Here is a 17989-nt window from a genome sequence, read left to right as displayed (position 1 = left end):
CTTGAAATAGCCGTCAGGAGCGGGCGGAATCAGCGGTAGCCTGTGTATCCCGCAGCAGCAGCAGCGCGGTCAGCCCCACCAGCCCGAGCGCGGCTGAAAACCACAGCGCAGCACCACCGAAATGGTCGAGCGCCAGGCCAAACAGCCAGGGTGCACTGGCTTGCGCAAAGCGTGCGGGCACCATCAGCAGGCCCTGACGCGCGCCGTAGTCGCGGGTGCCAAACAGCACCAGCGGCAAGGTGCCTTTGGCAATCGTCAGCACGCCATTGCCGGCCCCGTGCAGCACGGTGAACAGGGCCCCCAGCGGCACACCGCCCAGCAGGAACAGGCCGGCGCCCAGCGTGTGCATGCCCGCCGCAGCGCGGGCCGAGATGAGCGGGTGGACATGGCGCAGCAGGCTGTATTCCAGCACCCGGCCTGCCACCTGGGCCGGCCCCACCAGACCGGCGAACAGCAGCGCCGTGGCCAGCGTGACGCCGTTGGCCTGCAACAGGCGCGGCAGGTGGGCGGCCATCGCGGTGCTGATGAACCAGGTGACGGCGAACACTGTGGCCAGCAGAAAAGCAGTGCGCGTGGCAGCAGTTGCTGGAGAGGCTGGTGGCCGTGTTGAATCTGTTTCCGCGGGTGGATGGGAGGGGTGCGCCGCATGCCCTGGTGCTGCGCGCGGTGCGCTTGGCAGAACCCAGTTCAAAGGCAGCGCCACCACGAGGTGCAACCCGGCCCACGTCAGACAGGCGGCGCGCCAGCCCCACTCCAGCTCCAGCCAGGTGCTCAGCGGCCAGCCCACCGTGCTGGCAAAGCCTGCCAGCAGCGTGATGCCGGTGATGGTGCTGCGGGCGTCCTTGCCGTACAGGCGCACCAGTGTGGCGAAGGCCGCCTCATACAGCCCGGCAGCCATCGCCACGCCGAGGATGATCCAGCCGGTAAAAAGGCCGACCGGCCCTTGCGCCAGTCCGATGGCCGCAAGGCCCAGCGCAAACACTAGGCTGGTCGCGGTGAGCACCGGGCGACCCCCGTAGCGGTCAATGGTTTTTCCAGCGGCAGGCCCGAGAACGGCCGACACCACCAGTGCCACGGAGAAAGCGGCGAACACAGTGGGGGTGCTCACGCCCAGGTCGCGCGCCATCGGCACGGCCAGAATGGCGGGCAGGTAATAGCTTGAGGCCCACGCCAGCGTCTGCGCGATGCCAAGGCCCCAGACAACGGATGTACGCGAGCTCACATCAGAGAGCGTAGCAACAAAACAAGGCAGGGCAGCGAATCAGCCGCAAGTCGGTCAGCGCTTCAGCGATCACCTGGGGTCGCCTGCTTTCCAAGCATTGTGTCGATGCCCAGGGCCACCAGCGCCCCGGCCACCTGCGACAGCACAAAGCCCGGTGCGCTGACCGGCGCGATGCCGGCAAAGCTGTCAGACAGCATGCGGCCCATCACCGCAGCCGGGTTGGCAAACGAGGTGCTGGCGGTGAACCAGTAGGCCGCGCCGATGTAGCACGCGACCATCGCGGCGGCCTTGCCTGCAGGCGCGCGCAGCACCACAAGAATCAGTCCGGCGGTGGCAATTGCCTCGGCTAGCCACTGCCCTGCGCCGGTGCGCAGCTTGGTACTGAATTGCAGAATGCTCATGTCGAACATCGCATGCGCCAGCCAGGCGCCAGCCACGGCGCCCAGCAACTGGACCACGATGAACAGTGTCGCGGCACGCGCAGGGGCCTCCTGTGCGAACAGCCCCTTGGACCACAGCACCAGCGTGACCACCGGGTTGAAGTGCGCGCCGCTCAGCGGGCCCAGCAACTCAATCAGCACATACAGCGCGAATACGGTGGCCAGTGTGTTGGCCAGCAGCGCTACACCGTTGTTGCCGGCGCTCAGGCGCTCGGCCATGATGCCGGAGCCGATCACGGCGCACAGCAGCGCGGCAGTGCCCAGACCCTCTGCAAAGAGCTGTCGGCCCAGCGGCCTGGCAGCTGCGCTCATGCTGGCACGTTGCTGTTGGCCAGCGCCCGTGCCGTGCCCTGCAGCGCCATCCGCTCCAGGCTGGCCGGTGGCAGATTGAGCAGCAGCTCCAGGCGTTTGCGGATGGCATACAGCGTCTGGCGAAAGGCTTCAAGCCGCTCCTCGTCAGTGCCGGTGGCCTCTGACGGGTCAGCGTAGCCCCAGTGGGCCGTGGCCGGGTGGCCGGGCCAGATCGGGCAGACTTCGCCAGCGGCGTTGTCGCAGACGGTGATGATCAGATCCATCTTTGGTGCGTTGGGCTGGGCAAATTCATCCCAGCTTTTGCTGTACAGGCCGTCGGTGGAAATGCCAGCGTTTTTCAGCACCTGCAGGCCCAGCGGGTTGGGCTGCTGGTAGTCGCGCGGGCTGCTGCCAGCCGACCAGGCCTTGAAGCGGCCGCGGCCCATGTGGTTCAACGCGGCTTCGGCGAGGATGCTGCGGGCCGAGTTGTGGGTGCACAGGAAAAGAACGTTCAGGGTTTCGTTGTTCATGGTCGTGGACATGGGTGGGGGCATGGGTGGACAGGGAAGGTGTGTGGTGAAGCGCCAACCGCCTCAGCAAGCGACGCAGGCCGCGTCAGCCGTGGTGCTGCAGACCTGGCCCTCGCAGCAGTGCTCGGTGAGGTAGCCGAGCAGGGCGTTCATGTGGCCGAAGCTGGCGCGGTAAATCAGGTTGCGGCCCCGCGCCTCACTGCTGATGAGGCCGGCGTGCGTCAGCTCCTTGAGGTGGAACGACAGGGCGCTGGGCGCCACGCCCAGCTGCGCCGACATGGCCCCCGGCGTGAGCCCGGTCGGCCCCGCCACCACCAGCGCCCGGAAGGCGCGCAGGCGCTGGGCTTGAGCCAGGGCCGCCAGCGCCTTGACGGCAGCGCTTTCGTCGAGGGGGCTGAGCAGGGTGAGGGGGGAGGGTGGTGCGGTAACTGTTTCCATGATTCAAATATAATTGAAATATTGAATCATCGCAAGCTAAAACCACAGCCCAAACCACCAACCCAAGGAATCACCGGCATGCCCCGCATCACGATTTACCACAACCCCCAGTGCGGCACCTCGCGCAACACCCTGGCCCTGATCCGCAACAGCGGCGAAGAGCCTGAAGTGATTGAGTACCTGAACAACCCGCCCAGCCGCGACAAACTGCAGGAGCTGATCCGGCAGATGGGCATGCCGGCGCGGGAGCTGCTGCGCCGCAAAGGCACGCCTTACGATGAACTCGGGCTCGACGACCCGACGCTGAGCGATGACGCGCTGATCGACGCGATGCTGGCCCACCGCATCCTCATCAACCGGCCGGTGGTGGTCACACCCCTGGGCACGCGGCTGTGCCGGCCGTCGGAGGCTGTGCTGGACATCCTGCCCCAGCCGCAGCGCGGTGCATTCACCAAGGAAGACGGCGAGCAGGTCATCAACGAGCGGGGAGAGCGCATTGTCCAGCCCTGAAATCGACGCCAGCGAATTGCCCCAGCTGGAGTGGCCGCTGTTCCGGCAGCCCGACGCTGCCCAGCTCGCAGAAGCGGCGGCCCGCATCACCGCCGTGGCTCACCCGCCCCGCATTCTGCTGCTGTACGGCTCGGTGCGTGACCGTTCCTTCAGCCGGTTGCTGACCGAGGAGGCGGCGCGCCTGCTGCGGGCCATGGGCGCGGAGACCCGCACGTTTGACCCGCGCGGTCTGCCGCTGCCCGACGATGCACCCGAGAGTCATCCCAAGGTCGAAGAGCTGCGCAGTCTGGTGCGCTGGTCCGAAGGCATGGTGTGGTGCTCGCCCGAGCGGCATGGCGCCATGACCGGCATCATGAAAGCGCAGATCGACTGGATTCCGCTGACGCAAGGCGCGGTGCGACCGACGCAGGGCAAGACGCTGGCGGTGATGCAGGTCTCAGGTGGCTCGCAGTCGTTCAATGCGGTGAACCAGTTGCGCGTGCTGGGCCGCTGGATGCGCATGCTGACGATTCCCAACCAGTCGTCGGTGGCCAAGGCCTTCATGGAGTTTGACGAGGCGGGTCGCATGAAACCTTCGGCCTACTACGACCGGGTGGTGGATGTGATGGAAGAGCTCGTCAAGTTCACACTGCTCACGCGCGGCATCACGCCGTGGCTGACCGACCGCTACAGCGAGCGCAAGGAAAGTGCGGAAGCGCTATCGAAGCGAGTGAATCAGCGCGCGAACTAGCGCGGTTATTGAGCGCCGAAGTGCCAGGTCGTACAGCCGGGACTTCAGGGGTTTCAGCGCAGGGGTAAAAGCCCCTTCAACTGGCACAGGGGGACACGTTGTCATCACGCGTACACGGGCCGATTACATGATGACTGTCTAGTCAACTCCGGCGCGTGCCATGCCTCTGCAAAAATCCGAAAAAGCGAAAACCGAGATTGCTTCCAAAACCAGAACGTTGACACTGCGGGAGCGGTCTGCGCTCTTTCTGGTCGACGGCGTCAGGACCCGTGCGCAGATTCAGGATCAACTGCAGGACGACGGCAGCATCCTGGAAAAACTGCTGGTGGAAGGCTATTTGATTCCCCCGGAACCCGGAGCGGTACCCGCGACGCCAGCGCTGGCTGTAGCGTCACCCGCCATTGCGACGACAACCAGTGCGGCCAGTGCCAATGAAACCCTGCGCCCTCAAGGCGACAACTTTGACGGCAAACGCTCGTTGGCCACGACGCGCATGTTCCTTTTCGATATCTGCGAACGCATGTTTGCGAGGAAAGACCCGGACATGGCAGCCCGCCTCAGGGAGCGGCTGCGGGATGCGCGTGACCGGGCGTCCATGCTGATCGTGTCGCAGGATATTCTGGCCAGCGTGGAGGCTGTCGCCGGGGCAGAAAGGGCCGATGGCTTGAGCGAGCGCATCGCCATGTTGTTGCCTTCCGAACAATAGGCAACAGGCAACAGAAATAGGCGCAGAGCTGCGCTGATGCAGTTTCACCGCAGCGCGGTGCATCCCCAAGCGGCCCCCCAATAAAAATGGCCTGACCTTGCGGTCAAGCCATTTTCAATCCAGTGCTTAATTCACTGGGGCGGGCCAGCGTCAAGCTGCCCCGCCTGCCCGGATCATCAGGTACCGATACGACCGCCGTCCAGCTTGGTGATCACGATGGTCGCCGAGCGCGGGCGCTTACCGGGACCGTAACCTGCATTGGCAGGCCACTGGCTCTGGTATTTGCTCACGTCGTTCACAGCGGCCATGGGGGTGTCTTCGCCAGGGTGCTGGATGTTGACAAACAGTGCCTTGCCGTCGGGCGTCTCGCAAGCGCCGGTGATTTCGCAACCCGCAGGCCCCACGAGAAAGCGCTTCAACGTGTCGGCGGTTGGCGACTTGCCCACTTGAGTCTGAACCGCCAGATTGCCGTTGGCGGTGGGGTAGTTCAGCGTGACAGCCTTGCCATCGCCGACCTGACCGGGCAGCGCGGCCAGCATCATGCAGTTGGTCTTGTCGTTGTAGGCCTTGTCGTCGGTCTGGATCCAGCAGATTCCGGTGTACGGGCTGAACCAGAGGCCGTCGGGGCTGGAAAGGTCCTGGTCATCGGTGAGGTTCGACAGGTTGATCGACGCCGTCGATGTGCCGGTCTTGGCGCCGAACACATAGATGTCCCAGGTCATCGCGGTTGCCGATGCCATCGAACCGGCTTCCTTCAGGCGCAGCACATGGCCGTTGGGGTTGCCGCCCTGGCTCTGGCCGCTGCGGCTGTCGGTGTAGGCGCGGGGATTGGCCGCGTCGGGCAGCAGCTGCGACGCGTTCTTCGGGTCGGTCGTGCGGTTGGTGTTGTTGGTGAGCGTGAAGTACACCTCGCCGTTCTTCGGGTTGACGCCGGTCCACTCGGGACGGTCCATCTTGGTGGCACCCACCGCATCGGCGGCAAGGCGGGCGTTCACGCAGACGTCGGCCTGGTCGGCAAAGCGGTAGCCGGCAAAGTTCTTGATGGCGGGGTTGTCGATGGACAGCTCGACCCACTGGCCCGTGCCGTCACTGTTGAACTTGGCCGCGTAGAGCTTGCCGTTGTCGAGGTATTTGTCGCCAGCAGCCATGCGGTTGGCTGGCTCTGCATCGGCCGGGTCCCAGCGCGCATTGGAGACGTATTTGTAGATGTACTCGTTGCGTGCATCGTCACCCATGTAGACCGCCAGCGGCTGGCCTGCAACGGCCTTGCTGAACACGGCGCTCTCATGGGCATAGCGGCCCAGTGCGGTACGCTTCTTGGCCAGCTTGGTCTTGTCGTAGGGGTCCATCTCGACCACATAGCCCTGGCCGTTGAGTTCGTTGCGGTAGTCGTCGCTGCCGTCGGCAGAGGTGCCGGTCTGGCTGTTGTTCCAGCGCATGTACTTGTCGTCACTGCCGGCTGTTTCCCAGCCGTGGCGGGATGCGGCGCCCTGCGCGCGGCCGTAGCGGCGCAATGAGGCCACTGACTTGTCGTTGCCGCGGCGGGCGTCGTCGCCAGCAGTGCGGTGGAAGTAGCCGACAAAGTTCTCTTCACCCGTGAGGAAGGTGCCCCACGGCGTGAGGCCGGTGCCGCAGTTGTTGAGCGTGCCGCGGGTCTTGGTGCCGGTGGGCGAGTACTTGGTCACCATCAGTCTGTTGCCGCGTGCCGGGCCGGAAATCTCGATGTCGCTCATCGGCGTGAGGCGGCGGTTGAAGGGCGAGTCACGCAGGTAGTCCCACTTGTTGCCGTTCTTGCGTACTTCGACGACGGAGACACCGTGAATCGCCATCTCCTTGTCGACTTCGCTGGCGGGGCGGGGCAGGCTGGCCTTGCCGCCGTTGGCGTGGATGAAGAAGGAGGTGAGCTTCTCGTCGGTGGTGGCTTCGTGATTGATCGCCAGAAGTCCGCGGTTGATGGCCGAGCGTGAGGGCTGGCCGTTGTCGCTCAGGCCGAACCATTCCATGCCGTCATGGTGGTCGCCAGCGCGCAGTTCGAAGTCGGCATCGGTGCCGTCGTTCTTGAACGGTGCTGCGTTACCCAGGATCGGGTCGCCCAGCGCGTAGATCACCTCGGCCTTGTAGCCGGCAGGAACACTGACCACATCGGCGAGGCTCTTGGGCACAGCTTTGAACGCCAGCAGCTTCTCGCCAGGCAATGCCATGGACGTGGTGCTGCTGGTGGCACAGCCAGCCAGACCCACACCACCGAGCACGGTGGCTGCTGCGGCACTGGCACCACCACGCAGCACGTTGCGCCGGCTCAGGCGGCTGTTCAGCACATCGTCAAACGTGGGGTTGGAAGAGGTGTTCGAGTCTTCGTTGTTGAAGATATCGGATGGGCGAAGGGTGGGTGTTGTCATCGTCGTGTCTTGGCGAGGTTGTTGGATGGCCTTCAAACCCTGAGGAACGTCAGGCGGTTTGTCATCGGCCGACGGCAAGTGTGTGATGTCTGTGTGACAAACCGGTGACATCCGTGCGCCTAAGTCGGGCCCACTGCGCGCAGCGCTGACACGCAGATGCCATGAAAGTGACACGCGGACGTCATCGCTGCCGAACAAACTTTCGGCATGGAAAGAAAGCAAACCCCATCAGTGCGCGAGGCCATGGCCGCAGACGGTGTAGCGCATGGTCACCGCGATTTGGACGACTTTGAATTGCAGCGTCTGCGCATCCTGAGCTGCACCGCCCGCGCCATGTTGAACAGCCCGGGCGGGCTGCGATTCAAGGCCGGGGCCCGACCCTGGCTGCCCGGCCAGGCCCACGAGGAGCTGGCGCCGAGTCGCCGGCAACCGGCTCATGCCAGCCGTCGCTGGAGTGCCAACGATTGAGAAACATGGATATGCAAGCCCCGGAAACGGGGCTCTTTTCCGCCGCAAGCAGCAGTCACATGCTGCAGTTGAACGCTGCAAGGCGTTGATTGACACAGACCACAAGGAGCTCACGATGAAAGAATTGCCCAATCCCACTTTTGCACTGTCGCCGGTCGCCATGCCACGGGGGTCACTTCATCAAAGCGGTCATGTTGTCCGCCAGTCCGATGTTCAAGGGATTCAAAAACCTGCCGTGGGGAAAATTTCGGTCAGCTGGGCCCGGCACCAGGATGAAGTCCGGCAGGCGCAGCGCCTGAGGTACGAGGTGTTTGCGCTGGAGATGGGCGCGAACCTGGCCAAAACACTGCCAGGCCACGATGTGGACCTGTTCGACGACTATTGCGAACACCTGCTGGTGCGCGACGCCGACACCCAGGACGTGATTGGCACCTACCGCGTGCTGACACCGACGCAAGCCAAACGCGTGGGCAGCACCTATAGCGACACCGAGTTTGACCTGACACGCCTGCGCAGCCTGCGCGAGCGCATGGTCGAACTGGGCCGCAGCTGTGTGCATGCTGACCACCGCCACGGTGGCGTGATTCTGGCGCTGTGGGGGGCGCTCGCGGAGTTCATGGCACGCAACCAGCTTGACACCATGATCGGCTGCGCCAGCATTCCGATGCAGCACAACGGTGTGTGCAGCGGGCACGCGGCGGCCAGCATCTGGCGGCAGGTGCGGCAGACGCATCTGGCACCGATTGAATACCGCGTCACGCCGCGGCTGGCCCTGCCGGTGGAAAAACTGGACGACACGCTCGACGTGGAGCCACCTGCGCTGATCAAGGGCTACCTTCGCCTTGGCGCCAAAGTACTGGGCGCGCCCGCTTGGGACCCGGATTTCAATTCGGCTGACTTGCCGATGATGATGCGCATTGCCGACCTGCCGCCGCGCTACCTCAAGCATTTCGCTGGCAAGCCTATGGCAACTGGCACCGGGGGCGCCTGATGCGCAGCCTGTTTGATGCGGCGGGGGTCATCAACCACGGCATGGGGCAGGGTGGTGGCGACCACGACGATGACCGTGATGACCGCGATGACAGCCTGCGAAAGCGCTACCGCACCATCTTCATCTCCGACATCCACCTGGGCACACCGGGCTGCCAGGCCGCCGCGTTGCTGGACTTCCTGAAAGCCCACCCCAGCGACAACCTCTATCTGGTCGGTGACATCGTGGACGGCTGGCAGCTGCGCCGCAAGTGGTACTGGCCGCAGTCGCACAACGACGTGGTGCAAAAGCTGCTGCGCCGTGCGCGCAAGGGCTGCCGCGTGGTGTACGTGCCAGGCAACCACGATGAGTTTGCGCGCGAATTCATCGGCCACCAGTTCGGCGGCATCGAAGTGATCGACGAGGCGGTGCACACCACCGCCGACGGCCGCACGCTGTGGGTCATCCATGGAGATTACTTCGATGCCGTCGTCCAGTGCGCCCGCTGGCTGGCTTACGTGGGTGACAACCTCTACGAGTTCACGCTCAAGCTCAACCGTTACCTGAACCGCTTGCGCGCCCGCATGGGCCTGCCGTACTGGTCGCTTTCTGCCTATCTGAAACACAAGGTGAAGAGCGCATTGAATTACGTGACTGATTTTGAAGTGGCGGTGGCTGCAGAGGCACGCCGGCAAGGCCACCAGGGCGTGGTCTGCGGGCATATCCACCGAGCTGAGATGCGCACCATCGACGGCGTGCTGTATTGCAACGATGGCGACTGGGTGGAAAGCCGCACCGCGCTGGTTGAAAATTTTGACGGTTCGCTCGAACTGGTGCACTGGGCGCCAGCGCATGAAACTCAAGGGCGGGGTCACTACGCCAGTGCGGCGGTCGCATGAAGATCGCCCTCGTCACGGACGCATGGCAACCGCAAGTCAACGGCGTGGTCACCACCCTGGTGGAGCTGGTGCGCGAAATGGAAACCCTGGGGCATCAGGTCGAGGTGATTCACCCGGGACTGTTCCGGACCCGGCCCTGCCCGGGCTACGCCGGCATTGACCTGGCCATCCGGCCCAAAGCGGGTTTGAAGGCCCGGCTGGACGCGTTTGCGCCAGAGGCGATTCACATTGCCACCGAGGGGCCGCTGGGCTGGGCCGCGCGCAGCTACTGCCTGAAGCACCAGCTTGCATTCACCACCGCCTTCCACACCAAGTTTCCGGAGATCCTGCACGCGGCGCTGCGCATTCCGCTGTCATGGGGCTATGCCTTGTTCCGTCATTTCCATCGACCGTCGTCGGGCGTGATGGTGCCGACGCAGGGCGTGCTGCGCATGCTGGCCGGGCGGGGCTTTCGCAACCTGCGCGCGTGGACCCACGGCGTGGACACCCAGCTTTTTGCATTCGAGCCACAGCCGCCTGCCCATCCGGCGATGGAGCCGCTGGTGCGGCCCGTGTCGCTGTTTGTGGGGCGTGTATCCTATGAGAAGAATATCGAAGCATTCCTGAAGATGGACATCCCGGGTACCAAAGTGGTGTGCGGCGTCGGACCGCTGGAGGCTTCGCTGAAAGAGCGCTACCCACAGGTCCGCTGGATGGGCGTTCTGGCCCGGCCTGAGCTGGCCCGGGTCTACGCGGCAGCCGATGTGTTTGTGTTTCCCAGCCGGTCCGAAACCTTTGGCCTGGTGATGCTGGAGGCCATGGCCTGCGGCACCCCGGTGGCAGCCTTCCCGGTGGATGGGCCGCTGGAGGTGCTGGGCCAGAAAAGTCATGAAGGTTCGCTGACCTGTCATGGCGGTGTCATGGACGAAGACCTGCAGCAGGCTTGTTACCGGGCATTGGCCATACCGCGCCATGAAGCTCGCCAGCGCGCCCAGGCCTTCAGCTGGGCCCATGCGGCGCGGCTTTTTGAGTCGCATCTGGTGCCGGTACGATCGGGGATAAGGGGCGCCGGGGCCTTCCTGACTCCCGCTGCGGTGGCAACATCGGGTCAAGGAACTGTCACGCCGTTGTCATCAAACAGGTGAACACTCCGGTAACGCTTTTTAACGCCTCTGTTTTTAACGCCTTTGATCGCGGAGTCTCCCCTGTTCATGACCCAATCCAGTGCCACGCCTCCCGCTGCGGGTTCGGCCGCGCGCACGCCCACGCCCGTCCAGTTCCTAGATCGTGACCACAGCATTCTGGCGTTCAACGAGCGGGTGCTGGACTGGGCCAGGCGGCCCGATGTGCCACTGCTGGAACGCCTGCGCTTTCTGTGCATCGTCTCGTCCAACCTCGACGAGTTCTTTGAGGTTCGCGCCGCGCCCCACCTGCAGGCGGTGCAGTCCAATGAGTCCAAAGGCCCCTATACGGCCCAGACCTTCAAGGCGCTGTCTTCGCTGGCGCACGACATGGTGGCGCGCCAGTACTCGGTCTACAACGACGACCTCCTGCCGGCCTTCGAGCGTGAGGGCATCCGCATCGTGTCGCACGGCGAGCGCAATGCCGCGCAGCGGCGCTGGGTTCGCAACTACTTTGAGCGTGAGGTTCGCCCGCTGCTGATTCCGGTGGGGCTGGACCCATCGCACCCGTTTCCGCAGGTCGCCAACAAGTCGCTGAACTTCATCGTCCGCCTTGGCGGGCACGACGCATTTGGCAGGCACAACGACATCGCCATCGTGAAGGTGCCGCGCGTGCTGCCGCGCCTGATTCCGATGAATGTGGGCGGGGGCAAGACCAAGCTGTTTGTGTCGCTGTCCAGCGTGATCCGCGCCCACCTGCACGAGCTGTTTGCCGGCCGCGAGGTGGGCCAGTTCTCGCAGTTCCGCGTGACCCGGCATTCCGACCTGGCGGTGGACGAAGACGATGTGAAGAACCTGCGTACTGCCCTGCGCCAGGGGCTGGAGCAGCGTCACTACGGTCAGGCGGTGCGGCTGGAGGTGTCTGCGGGTTGCTCCGAACACCTGTCGAGTTTTCTGCTCAAGCAGTTCAATCTGCCCGAACTCTCGCTTTACCGCGTGCATGGGCCCGTCAATCTGGTGCGCCTCACGCAGCTGGTGGATCTGGTCAACGACCCACGCCTGCTGTTTCCTCACTACCGCGCCTGCTACCCCCAGCAGCTGCAGGCGGGTCAGTCGTTTTTTGAACGCCTCAAGGCGGGCGACGTGTCCATTCACCAGCCGTTTGAGAGCTTCGACGGCGTGTTGGCCTTCCTGCGCGAGGCAGTGAATGACCCACAGGTGCTGGCCATCAAGCAGACGATTTACCGCACCGGTGCCGATTCCGAGCTGATGGTGCTGCTGCGCGAAGCCGTGCGGCGCGGCAAGGAAGTCACCGTGGTGGTGGAGCTCAAGGCGCGCTTTGATGAGGAAGCCAACATCAACTGGGCCGAGATGCTGGAGTCCATCGGCGCCCAGGTGGTGTACGGCGTGGTGGGCCTGAAGACCCACGCCAAGATGCTGCTGGTGACCCGCCGCGAGGGGCGCCATCTGGTGCGCTATGCCCACTTGTCGACTGGCAACTACAACCCGCGCACAGCCAAGCTTTATACCGACATCAGCTATTTGACCGCCGACCCGCTGATGACCGAAGACATCGACAACGTCTTTGTGCATCTGGCCAGCCAGAGCCGCCTGCCCAAGTTGCATCATCTCTTGCTGGCGCCTTTCCAGCTGCACCGCAAGCTGATTGAGCGTGTGGGCATGCTGGCCGAGGCTGCTGCCCGTGGCAAGGACACGCGCATCGTGATCAAGATGAACGCGCTGACCGACGAAGACCTGATGCTGGCACTGGTGCGGGCAGGGCAGAGCGGCGTGAAGATCGACCTGATCGTGCGCGGTGCCTGCATGTTGCCGGCGCAGGTACCGGGCGTGACCGACAACATCCGCGTGCGCTCGGTGATTGGCCGCTTCCTGGAACATTCACGGGTGTTTTACTTCCGCTGCGATGGCGAGGAAACGCTTTATCTTTCCAGCGCCGACTGGATGAACCGCAATATGCTGCGGCGCATCGAGCTGGCATGGCCGGTCAAAGACCCGGCCATTCGCCAGCGCATCATCGACGAGTGCCTGGTGGCCTATCTGCACGATGGCCGCGACGCCTGGGACTTGCAGCCCGACGGCACCTATCTGCGGGTCAAGCCGCACGGGCACCACGCTGACCGCCAGCATGGTGCGCAGGCGGCGTTGATGGCGCGTTACGCAGCGCCCCGCGAGCAGGACAAATAGGATGGACCTGATTCTTTGGCGTCACGCAGAAGCCGAGGATTGGCCTGAAGGCGACCCGGACGGCGCGCGCGATCTGGAGCGCTCCCTGACCCCTCGGGGTGAAAAACAGGCCGCCCGCATGGCCGCCTGGCTGGACCGTCAATTACCCGACGGCGCCCGCATCTTCGTCAGCCCGGCCCGCCGCTGCGAGCAGACCGCGCTGGCGCTGGGCCGAAAGTACAAATTGAGGCCTGAACTGGCCCCCGATGCCACGCCCGACCAGTTGCTGGAGCTGGTTCAGTGGCCGCAGTGCAAGGCGCCGATTCTGGTGGTGGGACACCAGCCCACGCTGGGTCAGACCATCGCGCGTTTGATGGGGCTGCAGGAGAGCGAATGCGCCGTCAAGAAGGGCTCGATCTGGTGGCTGCGTCACCGGGATCGGGATGGCACCAACCAGACCGTTGTGGTGACGGTGCAGTCGCCGGAAGTGATGTAAGCCGGCCACCAGGGCGCACTAAACAGCAAATGAGCCGCAGGTGTTCCTGGGACTGAACCCAGACTCAGGCCTGCTTGTCGGCAGCCGGACGACCGGTCTTGATGGCGGGGACCTGCTCCATCGCCGCCAGAAAGCCGGCGTCTGGCAGGCTGGCGAGAAGCTTGATGCCCGCACGCAGCAACTCGCTTTTCTTGGCAGGGCGCGTCAAGCGGTTGGCCCGCTGTTTGAGCTCCTCCAGAACAACATATTCAAGCTTGGGGATGGTGAAGCTGTCTCTCACCAGCTTGGGCTTTTTCGGTTTTTCCACCTTTTTTACTTTTGGTGCTTCAGCTGCCTTGGCAGAAGGCTTGCTGGAAACCGGGCGCGCGGGGGCCTTGCTGGCCGGCCGCTTTTTCGCCGCTGGCCTGGTGGGTGATGGAGCGCTCGCTCCCCTTTTTCGGGTAGCGGCCGCAGATTTGACGGGAGAAGTTTTCTTTGCAGTAACCATAAAAAGCCCTTGTCGGAATATGAAACTGAAACTCAAGGAGAAACTGAAGTCGAAACGCTTCAGTCAAACGGTGTAAACAGTTTATACGGTTAATCTAACGGGGGTCAACATGGGTGGTGTGGAGGGCCTGCGCGCAGCAGGCGACCTGCACCTCAGGCGGTGGACACGAGCAAGGTCCACGGTGTCTTTTGCCAGGCCACCATTTCCTCGCGCAGCAGGTGTGCCGATTGCGGAAAGGCTTCGGCCCAGCCTGCGCGACAGGTCAGGACAAAAATCCGGCCGGGCTCAGCGCCGCAATCGAATTGCATGCCCTTGAGATCAGGGTCGCGGCGAGCGTGGCACAGGATGACCGCCAGACGCAGGCAAATCAGCTGCTGAATGAAGGTGCGGTCTTCAAAGTTGACTTCCAGCTTGCGCAGTTTGCCGCGGTGCCCCAGTACCAGCTGGCTGAGCCGGTGCAGTTCGGCCAGCGCAAAGCCCGGGGCGTCGGCGTTGTCCAGGATGTAGGCGCCGTGCTTGTGGTAATCGCTGTGTGAAATCTGGCTGCCGATTTCATGCAGTTGTGCGGCCCATTGCAGCTTGCGCCTTAGGCGGGCTGATTCCGGTGCTGGCCGGCCGGCGTCCACCATGGTGAACAGCTGCAGAGCCACCTGGCTCACCCGCTGTGCCTGCACGGTGTCTGTGCTGAATTTGGTCGACAGGCGCTGAACCGTGGTCGAACGCAGATCGGTCTGGTCCTGTTCCCTGTCCAGCAAGTCGTACAGCACGCCGTGGCGCAGCGCACCCTGGGCCGTCTCCATGCGGTCGATGTCGAGTTGCTCGAACACCGCCCGCAGCACGCTGATACCGCCGCCGATCACGGCGCGACGGTCGTCTTTCATGCCTTCAAGCCGCAGCTTGTCTGCGCTTTGTGCCTTGATCAACCGGTCGAGCAGCCAGTCCAGTCCCTCGCGGGTGACCACACCGGCAGGCCATCCAGAAGAACTCAGGGCGTCGCTGACGGCACCTATCGTGCCGGACGAACCATAGGCCACATCCCAAGCGCCCTGGTGATACACGTCGATGGCTTCTTCCAGCACCGCCTTGGCCGCGATTTCGGCCATTTCAAAGGCCCGTGGGGTGAACAGACCCTGCGGAAAGTACTTCATCGACCAGGCAACGCTGCCCACCCGGTAGGACTCCATGGTGCGCGCTTCCAGCCCCTGACCCAGAATCATCTCGGTGGAGCGGCCGCCGATGTCCACCACCAGGCGGCGTTCGTCCGACTGCGGCAGCAGGTGGGCCACGCCCTGATAGATCAGCCGGGCTTCTTCGCGGCCGGAGATCACGTCAATTGGAAAGCCGAGGATTTTGGCGCCACGGGAGATGAACTCCTCGCGGTTGCGGGCCTCGCGCAGTGTCTGTGTGGCCACCGCGCGCACCTGGGGCCGTTTGAAGCCCGCCAGGCGTTCGCCAAACCGGGCCAGGCAGTCCCAGCCGCGCTGCATGGCCTCGGCGGTCAGGTTGCGGTCTGCATCCAGCCCGTTGCCCTGGCGGACGGTCTCTTTCAGGTATTCGGTGCGGTTGATGCGGCCGTGGTCGAGGCGGCCGATTTCAAGGCGAAAGCTGTTGGACCCGAGGTCCACAGCAGCGAGGAGGGTGCCGTTTTGCATGTCGGTTGTTGTGGTTTTCACCCCAGCATAGCAAAGCTGGCAGGGCCCCGCCGTTCGGCAGGTGCGCCACGGCTGCCGAGGTTTGCCGGTCTTGAGCGAGGGACAGGCCAGCAGAGCAGACGGAATATGGCCCGCCGTTGGTCATCCTGACAAGACAGTGAAACCGGACTCTCATCGGAACTGCACCGGGCCAAGGCGGGCAACTTGTGCCGGAAACCACGATGGATGGGCTGGCAGATCGGGTCAAAACCTTCATGGAATTGTCATGTACTTGTCACACTCGGCTTCTACAGTCTGACTTGTTGAGTCGTTTACCAAACCGTAAGGAGCCACATGAAACACAAGCGCGTTTTCCTCAAGGCAATGGCCGTCGCTGCCTTTGCCACCTTTGGCATGAGTTCCGCCATCGCAGCCGATATCACCGGCGCTGGCGCTACCTTCCCATTCCCCATTTACGCCAAATGGGCTGAAGCCTACAAAAAGGAAACCGGTACCGGACTGAACTACCAGTCGATCGGTTCTTCCGGCGGTATCCGCCAGATCCGCGCCAAAACCGTTGCTTTCGGCGCGACCGACGCGCCGGTGCCCGGTGCCGATCTGGACAAAGACGGCATGGTGCAGTTCCCCGCCATCATCGGCGGCACGGTGCCTGTGATCAACGTGGACGGCTTCAAGCCGGGCGAACTGCGCGTGACCGGCCCCGTGCTGGCCGAAATGTTCCTGGGCAAGATCGCCAAGTGGAACGACCCCAAGCTCGTCGCCCTGAACCCTGGCAAGACGCTGCCTGACCAGAACATCACCGTGGTGCACCGCGCTGACGGCTCCGGCACCACCTTCAACTGGACCGACTACCTGACGGTCGTCAGCAAGGAATGGGCTGACACCGTGGGCCGCGGCGCTGCCGTCAAATGGCCTGCCGCATCGTCAGTCGGCGGCAAGGGCAACGAAGGCGTTGCTGCCAACGTCAACCGCGTCAAGGGTGCACTGGGGTACGTGGAATACGCGTACGTCAAAAAGAACAACATGAACTTCCTGCAGCTGCAGAATGCTGAAGGCAAATACGTGAGCCCGGATGACTCCGCATTCGCCGCTGCGGCAGCGGGTGCCGACTGGTTCAGCGTTCCTGGCATGGGCATTTCCATGGTCAATGCCAAGGGCGCCAACAGCTGGCCAGTGAGCACGGCTTCCTTCATCCTGATGTACAAGAATCCGGCCGATAAAGCACAGTCTGCCGAGGTGTTAAAGTTCTTTGACTGGGCTTTCAAGAACGGCAAAGGGATGGCTGCAGAGCTCGACTACGTGCCTCTTCCTGACGCGCTGACTGCCCAGATTCGCACCAAGGTGTGGTCGCAGATCGCGAAGTGATTTGAACTGATCCTGAAGTGAGATCCGCCGACCGGCGTGGGCTGGCCGGCGGATTTTTATTTATCAGATTGGGTGACCTCACATGGGAGTCAAAATGAGCGTGGAAATCACCATGAATCCGCTGAATGTGCCTGCCGAAACCGCCAATCCCAACATGGCCTCGATTGCCAGGCGGCAACGTTTTCACGACGTCCTGTTTCACCGCATCACCCAAAGCTTCTCGCTGCTGGTGCTGATTGCCCTGGTGGGCATCATCGTCTCGCTGTTCATCAACGCCTGGCCCACCTTCCATAAGTTCGGCCTCAACTTCATCTGGCGTGTTGAGTGGGACATCATCAATGAAGAATTCGGTGCTGCGATTGCCATTGTGGGCACCATTGCCAGTTCCGGGCTGGCCATGCTGATCGCCGTGCCGCTGGCATTCGGGATCGCGCTGTTCCTCACCGAAACCTGCCCGGTCTGGCTGCGTCGGCCCCTGGGTATCGCGGTAGAGCTTCTGGCTGCCGTGCCGTCCATCATTTACGGCATGTTCGGCTTGTTCGTGTTTGCGCCGCTGTTCGCCGACTACTTTCAGATGCCGGTGCAGCAGTTGCTGGGCGGCATGCCCTTGATCGGCTTCCTGTTCGGCGGAAGCACCAACGGCTTCGGTATCCTCGCTGCCGGCATTGTGCTGGCCTTCATGGTCCTGCCGTTTGTGGCGGCGGTGATGCGCGATGTCTTCGAGATCGTGCCGCCTATCCTGCGTGAATCGGCCTACGGGCTGGGATGCACCACCTGGGAAGTCGTCCGGCGAGTGGTTCTTCCGTACACCCAAAAGGGCGTTATCGGCGGGATCATGCTGGGCCTGGGCCGGGCGCTGGGTGAAACCATGGCGGTCACCTTTGTGATCGGCAATGCCAACCGTATGCCGACCTCGCTTTTCTCGCCGGGCACCTCTATCGCGTCCACGCTGGCCAATGAATTCGGAGAGGCGGCGGACTTTCACCTGTCCACGCTGTTTGCGTTGGGTTTTCTGCTCTTCGTCATCACCTTCATCGTGCTTTCGCTCGCGAAGATCATGATGCTGCGCGCTGAAAAGGCCAAGGGGCTGTAAGCCCTGCCG

General features: G+C 63.4%; 19 protein-coding genes. 12 read left to right on the top strand and 7 right to left on the bottom strand.

Annotated features, from left to right (window positions below; genetic code table 11):
* Positions 1 to 13: 13 nt before the first annotated feature.
* From AAG793_RS05050 to AAG793_RS05035, 4 genes are all read right to left on the bottom strand, one after another.
* Positions 14 to 1222: an MFS transporter gene (locus AAG793_RS05050; RefSeq protein WP_341904897.1), complete on the bottom strand. Its 1209-nt coding sequence runs from the start codon at positions 1220 to 1222 to the stop codon at positions 14 to 16.
* 62 nt (positions 1223 to 1284) lie between these two features.
* Positions 1285 to 1974 (bottom strand): MIP/aquaporin family protein, encoded by a 690-nt coding sequence (locus tag AAG793_RS05045; protein WP_341904895.1) that lies wholly within the window; start codon positions 1972 to 1974, stop codon positions 1285 to 1287.
* A complete protein-coding gene (locus tag AAG793_RS05040; protein WP_341904892.1) occupies positions 1971 to 2495 on the bottom strand; it encodes an arsenate reductase ArsC in 525 nt (174 codons plus the stop codon). Before AAG793_RS05040 ends, AAG793_RS05045 begins: the two co-directional genes overlap by 4 nt.
* 51 nt (positions 2496 to 2546) lie before the next feature.
* Positions 2547 to 2921: a metalloregulator ArsR/SmtB family transcription factor gene (locus tag AAG793_RS05035; protein ID WP_341904887.1), complete on the bottom strand. Its 375-nt coding sequence runs from the start codon at positions 2919 to 2921 to the stop codon at positions 2547 to 2549.
* 78 nt (positions 2922 to 2999) lie between these two features.
* Here AAG793_RS05035 and arsC point away from each other — a divergent pair, with 78 nt between their 5' ends.
* From arsC to AAG793_RS05020, 3 genes are all read left to right on the top strand, one after another.
* A complete protein-coding gene (arsC, locus tag AAG793_RS05030) occupies positions 3000 to 3431 on the top strand; it encodes an arsenate reductase (glutaredoxin) (RefSeq protein WP_341904884.1) in 432 nt (143 codons plus the stop codon).
* The gene (gene arsH, locus AAG793_RS05025; protein WP_341904881.1) at positions 3418 to 4161 is read left to right on the top strand and encodes an arsenical resistance protein ArsH; all 744 of its coding nucleotides are present in this window, start codon (positions 3418 to 3420) and stop codon (positions 4159 to 4161) included. Before arsC ends, arsH begins: the two co-directional genes overlap by 14 nt.
* A gap of 160 nt (positions 4162 to 4321) precedes the next feature.
* On the top strand, positions 4322 to 4867 hold the full coding sequence (locus AAG793_RS05020) for a hypothetical protein (protein WP_341904878.1): 546 nt from the start codon (positions 4322 to 4324) through the stop codon (positions 4865 to 4867).
* A 176-nt stretch (positions 4868 to 5043) separates the two neighbouring features.
* Here the strand turns inward: AAG793_RS05020 and AAG793_RS05015 are convergent, their stop codons facing one another.
* Positions 5044 to 7266, bottom strand: coding sequence for a PhoX family phosphatase (locus tag AAG793_RS05015; RefSeq protein ID WP_341904876.1), 2223 nt, complete (start codon positions 7264 to 7266; stop codon positions 5044 to 5046).
* 207 nt (positions 7267 to 7473) lie between these two features.
* Between AAG793_RS05015 and AAG793_RS05010 the strand changes: the two genes are divergently transcribed.
* The 6 genes from AAG793_RS05010 to AAG793_RS04985 all read left to right on the top strand — a co-directional run bounded on the left by AAG793_RS05010 (position 7474) and on the right by AAG793_RS04985 (position 13383).
* On the top strand, positions 7474 to 7734 hold the full coding sequence (locus AAG793_RS05010; protein ID WP_341904874.1) for a hypothetical protein: 261 nt from the start codon (positions 7474 to 7476) through the stop codon (positions 7732 to 7734).
* Between the two features lie 115 nt (positions 7735 to 7849).
* Positions 7850 to 8725: a GNAT family N-acyltransferase gene (locus tag AAG793_RS05005; RefSeq protein WP_341904871.1), complete on the top strand. Its 876-nt coding sequence runs from the start codon at positions 7850 to 7852 to the stop codon at positions 8723 to 8725.
* Complete coding sequence (locus tag AAG793_RS05000; protein WP_341904869.1) at positions 8725 to 9603, top strand: UDP-2,3-diacylglucosamine diphosphatase; 879 nt, start codon at positions 8725 to 8727, stop codon at positions 9601 to 9603. Before AAG793_RS05005 ends, AAG793_RS05000 begins: the two co-directional genes overlap by 1 nt.
* Positions 9600 to 10727: a glycosyltransferase family 1 protein gene (locus tag AAG793_RS04995; protein ID WP_341904866.1), complete on the top strand. Its 1128-nt coding sequence runs from the start codon at positions 9600 to 9602 to the stop codon at positions 10725 to 10727. The genes AAG793_RS05000 and AAG793_RS04995 overlap by 4 nt, the downstream gene beginning before the upstream one ends.
* Positions 10728 to 10793: 66 nt before the next feature.
* Positions 10794 to 12908 carry a polyphosphate kinase 1 gene (gene ppk1, locus AAG793_RS04990; protein WP_341904864.1) on the top strand — a complete coding sequence of 705 codons (2115 nt, stop codon included), beginning with the start codon at positions 10794 to 10796 and terminating at the stop codon, positions 12906 to 12908.
* A gap of 1 nt (position 12909) precedes the next feature.
* The gene (locus tag AAG793_RS04985) at positions 12910 to 13383 is read left to right on the top strand and encodes a histidine phosphatase family protein (protein WP_341904861.1); all 474 of its coding nucleotides are present in this window, start codon (positions 12910 to 12912) and stop codon (positions 13381 to 13383) included.
* Positions 13384 to 13447: 64 nt separating this feature from the next.
* Here AAG793_RS04985 and AAG793_RS04980 read toward each other — a convergent pair whose 3' ends face one another.
* Positions 13448 to 13663, bottom strand: a complete 216-nt coding sequence (locus AAG793_RS04980) for a hypothetical protein (RefSeq protein ID WP_341904857.1) — start codon at positions 13661 to 13663, stop codon at positions 13448 to 13450.
* Here AAG793_RS04980 and AAG793_RS04975 point away from each other — a divergent pair.
* Positions 13647 to 13946, top strand: coding sequence for a hypothetical protein (locus AAG793_RS04975; RefSeq protein WP_341904854.1), 300 nt, complete (start codon positions 13647 to 13649; stop codon positions 13944 to 13946). The two genes, AAG793_RS04980 and AAG793_RS04975, sit on opposite strands and share 17 nt — an antisense overlap.
* Before the next feature lie 76 nt (positions 13947 to 14022).
* Here AAG793_RS04975 and ppx read toward each other — a convergent pair whose 3' ends face one another.
* Positions 14023 to 15522 (bottom strand): exopolyphosphatase, encoded by a 1500-nt coding sequence (ppx, locus tag AAG793_RS04970; RefSeq protein WP_341904851.1) that lies wholly within the window; start codon positions 15520 to 15522, stop codon positions 14023 to 14025.
* Positions 15523 to 15855: 333 nt separating this feature from the next.
* On the opposite strand from ppx, the gene pstS reads away from it, so the two are divergent.
* Together pstS and pstC are read left to right on the top strand one after the other, a co-directional pair.
* Positions 15856 to 16887 carry a phosphate ABC transporter substrate-binding protein PstS gene (pstS, locus tag AAG793_RS04965; RefSeq protein WP_341904848.1) on the top strand — a complete coding sequence of 344 codons (1032 nt, stop codon included), beginning with the start codon at positions 15856 to 15858 and terminating at the stop codon, positions 16885 to 16887.
* A 94-nt stretch (positions 16888 to 16981) separates the two neighbouring features.
* Entirely contained in the window at positions 16982 to 17980 is a 999-nt protein-coding gene (gene pstC, locus AAG793_RS04960; RefSeq protein WP_341904845.1) for a phosphate ABC transporter permease subunit PstC, read from the top strand.
* The last annotated feature ends 9 nt before the right edge of the window (positions 17981 to 17989 follow it).

Source organism: Polaromonas sp. YR568 (assembly GCF_943372955.1).
GTDB lineage: Bacteria > Pseudomonadota > Gammaproteobacteria > Burkholderiales > Burkholderiaceae_C > Polaromonas.
Note: the sequence above shows the minus strand (reverse complement) of the source record. Positions and strands in the feature narration are given on the sequence as shown.

Coding starts and splice junctions, on each gene's coding strand:
- AAG793_RS05010 (WP_341904874.1), top strand. CDS start 7,474: ATGGAAAGAAAGCAAACCCCATCAGTGCGCGAGGCCATGGCCGCAGAC.
- arsC (WP_341904884.1), top strand. CDS start 3,000: ATGCCCCGCATCACGATTTACCACAACCCCCAGTGCGGCACCTCGCGC.
- pstC (WP_341904845.1), top strand. CDS start 16,982: ATGAGCGTGGAAATCACCATGAATCCGCTGAATGTGCCTGCCGAAACC.
- AAG793_RS04985 (WP_341904861.1), top strand. CDS start 12,910: ATGGACCTGATTCTTTGGCGTCACGCAGAAGCCGAGGATTGGCCTGAA.
- AAG793_RS05000 (WP_341904869.1), top strand. CDS start 8,725: ATGCGCAGCCTGTTTGATGCGGCGGGGGTCATCAACCACGGCATGGGG.
- AAG793_RS05020 (WP_341904878.1), top strand. CDS start 4,322: ATGCCTCTGCAAAAATCCGAAAAAGCGAAAACCGAGATTGCTTCCAAA.
- AAG793_RS05040 (WP_341904892.1), bottom strand. CDS start 2,495: ATGTCCACGACCATGAACAACGAAACCCTGAACGTTCTTTTCCTGTGC.
- AAG793_RS04995 (WP_341904866.1), top strand. CDS start 9,600: ATGAAGATCGCCCTCGTCACGGACGCATGGCAACCGCAAGTCAACGGC.
- AAG793_RS05035 (WP_341904887.1), bottom strand. CDS start 2,921: ATGGAAACAGTTACCGCACCACCCTCCCCCCTCACCCTGCTCAGCCCC.
- ppx (WP_341904851.1), bottom strand. CDS start 15,522: ATGCAAAACGGCACCCTCCTCGCTGCTGTGGACCTCGGGTCCAACAGC.
- AAG793_RS05045 (WP_341904895.1), bottom strand. CDS start 1,974: ATGAGCGCAGCTGCCAGGCCGCTGGGCCGACAGCTCTTTGCAGAGGGT.
- pstS (WP_341904848.1), top strand. CDS start 15,856: ATGAAACACAAGCGCGTTTTCCTCAAGGCAATGGCCGTCGCTGCCTTT.
- ppk1 (WP_341904864.1), top strand. CDS start 10,794: ATGACCCAATCCAGTGCCACGCCTCCCGCTGCGGGTTCGGCCGCGCGC.
- AAG793_RS05005 (WP_341904871.1), top strand. CDS start 7,850: ATGAAAGAATTGCCCAATCCCACTTTTGCACTGTCGCCGGTCGCCATG.
- AAG793_RS05015 (WP_341904876.1), bottom strand. CDS start 7,266: ATGACAACACCCACCCTTCGCCCATCCGATATCTTCAACAACGAAGAC.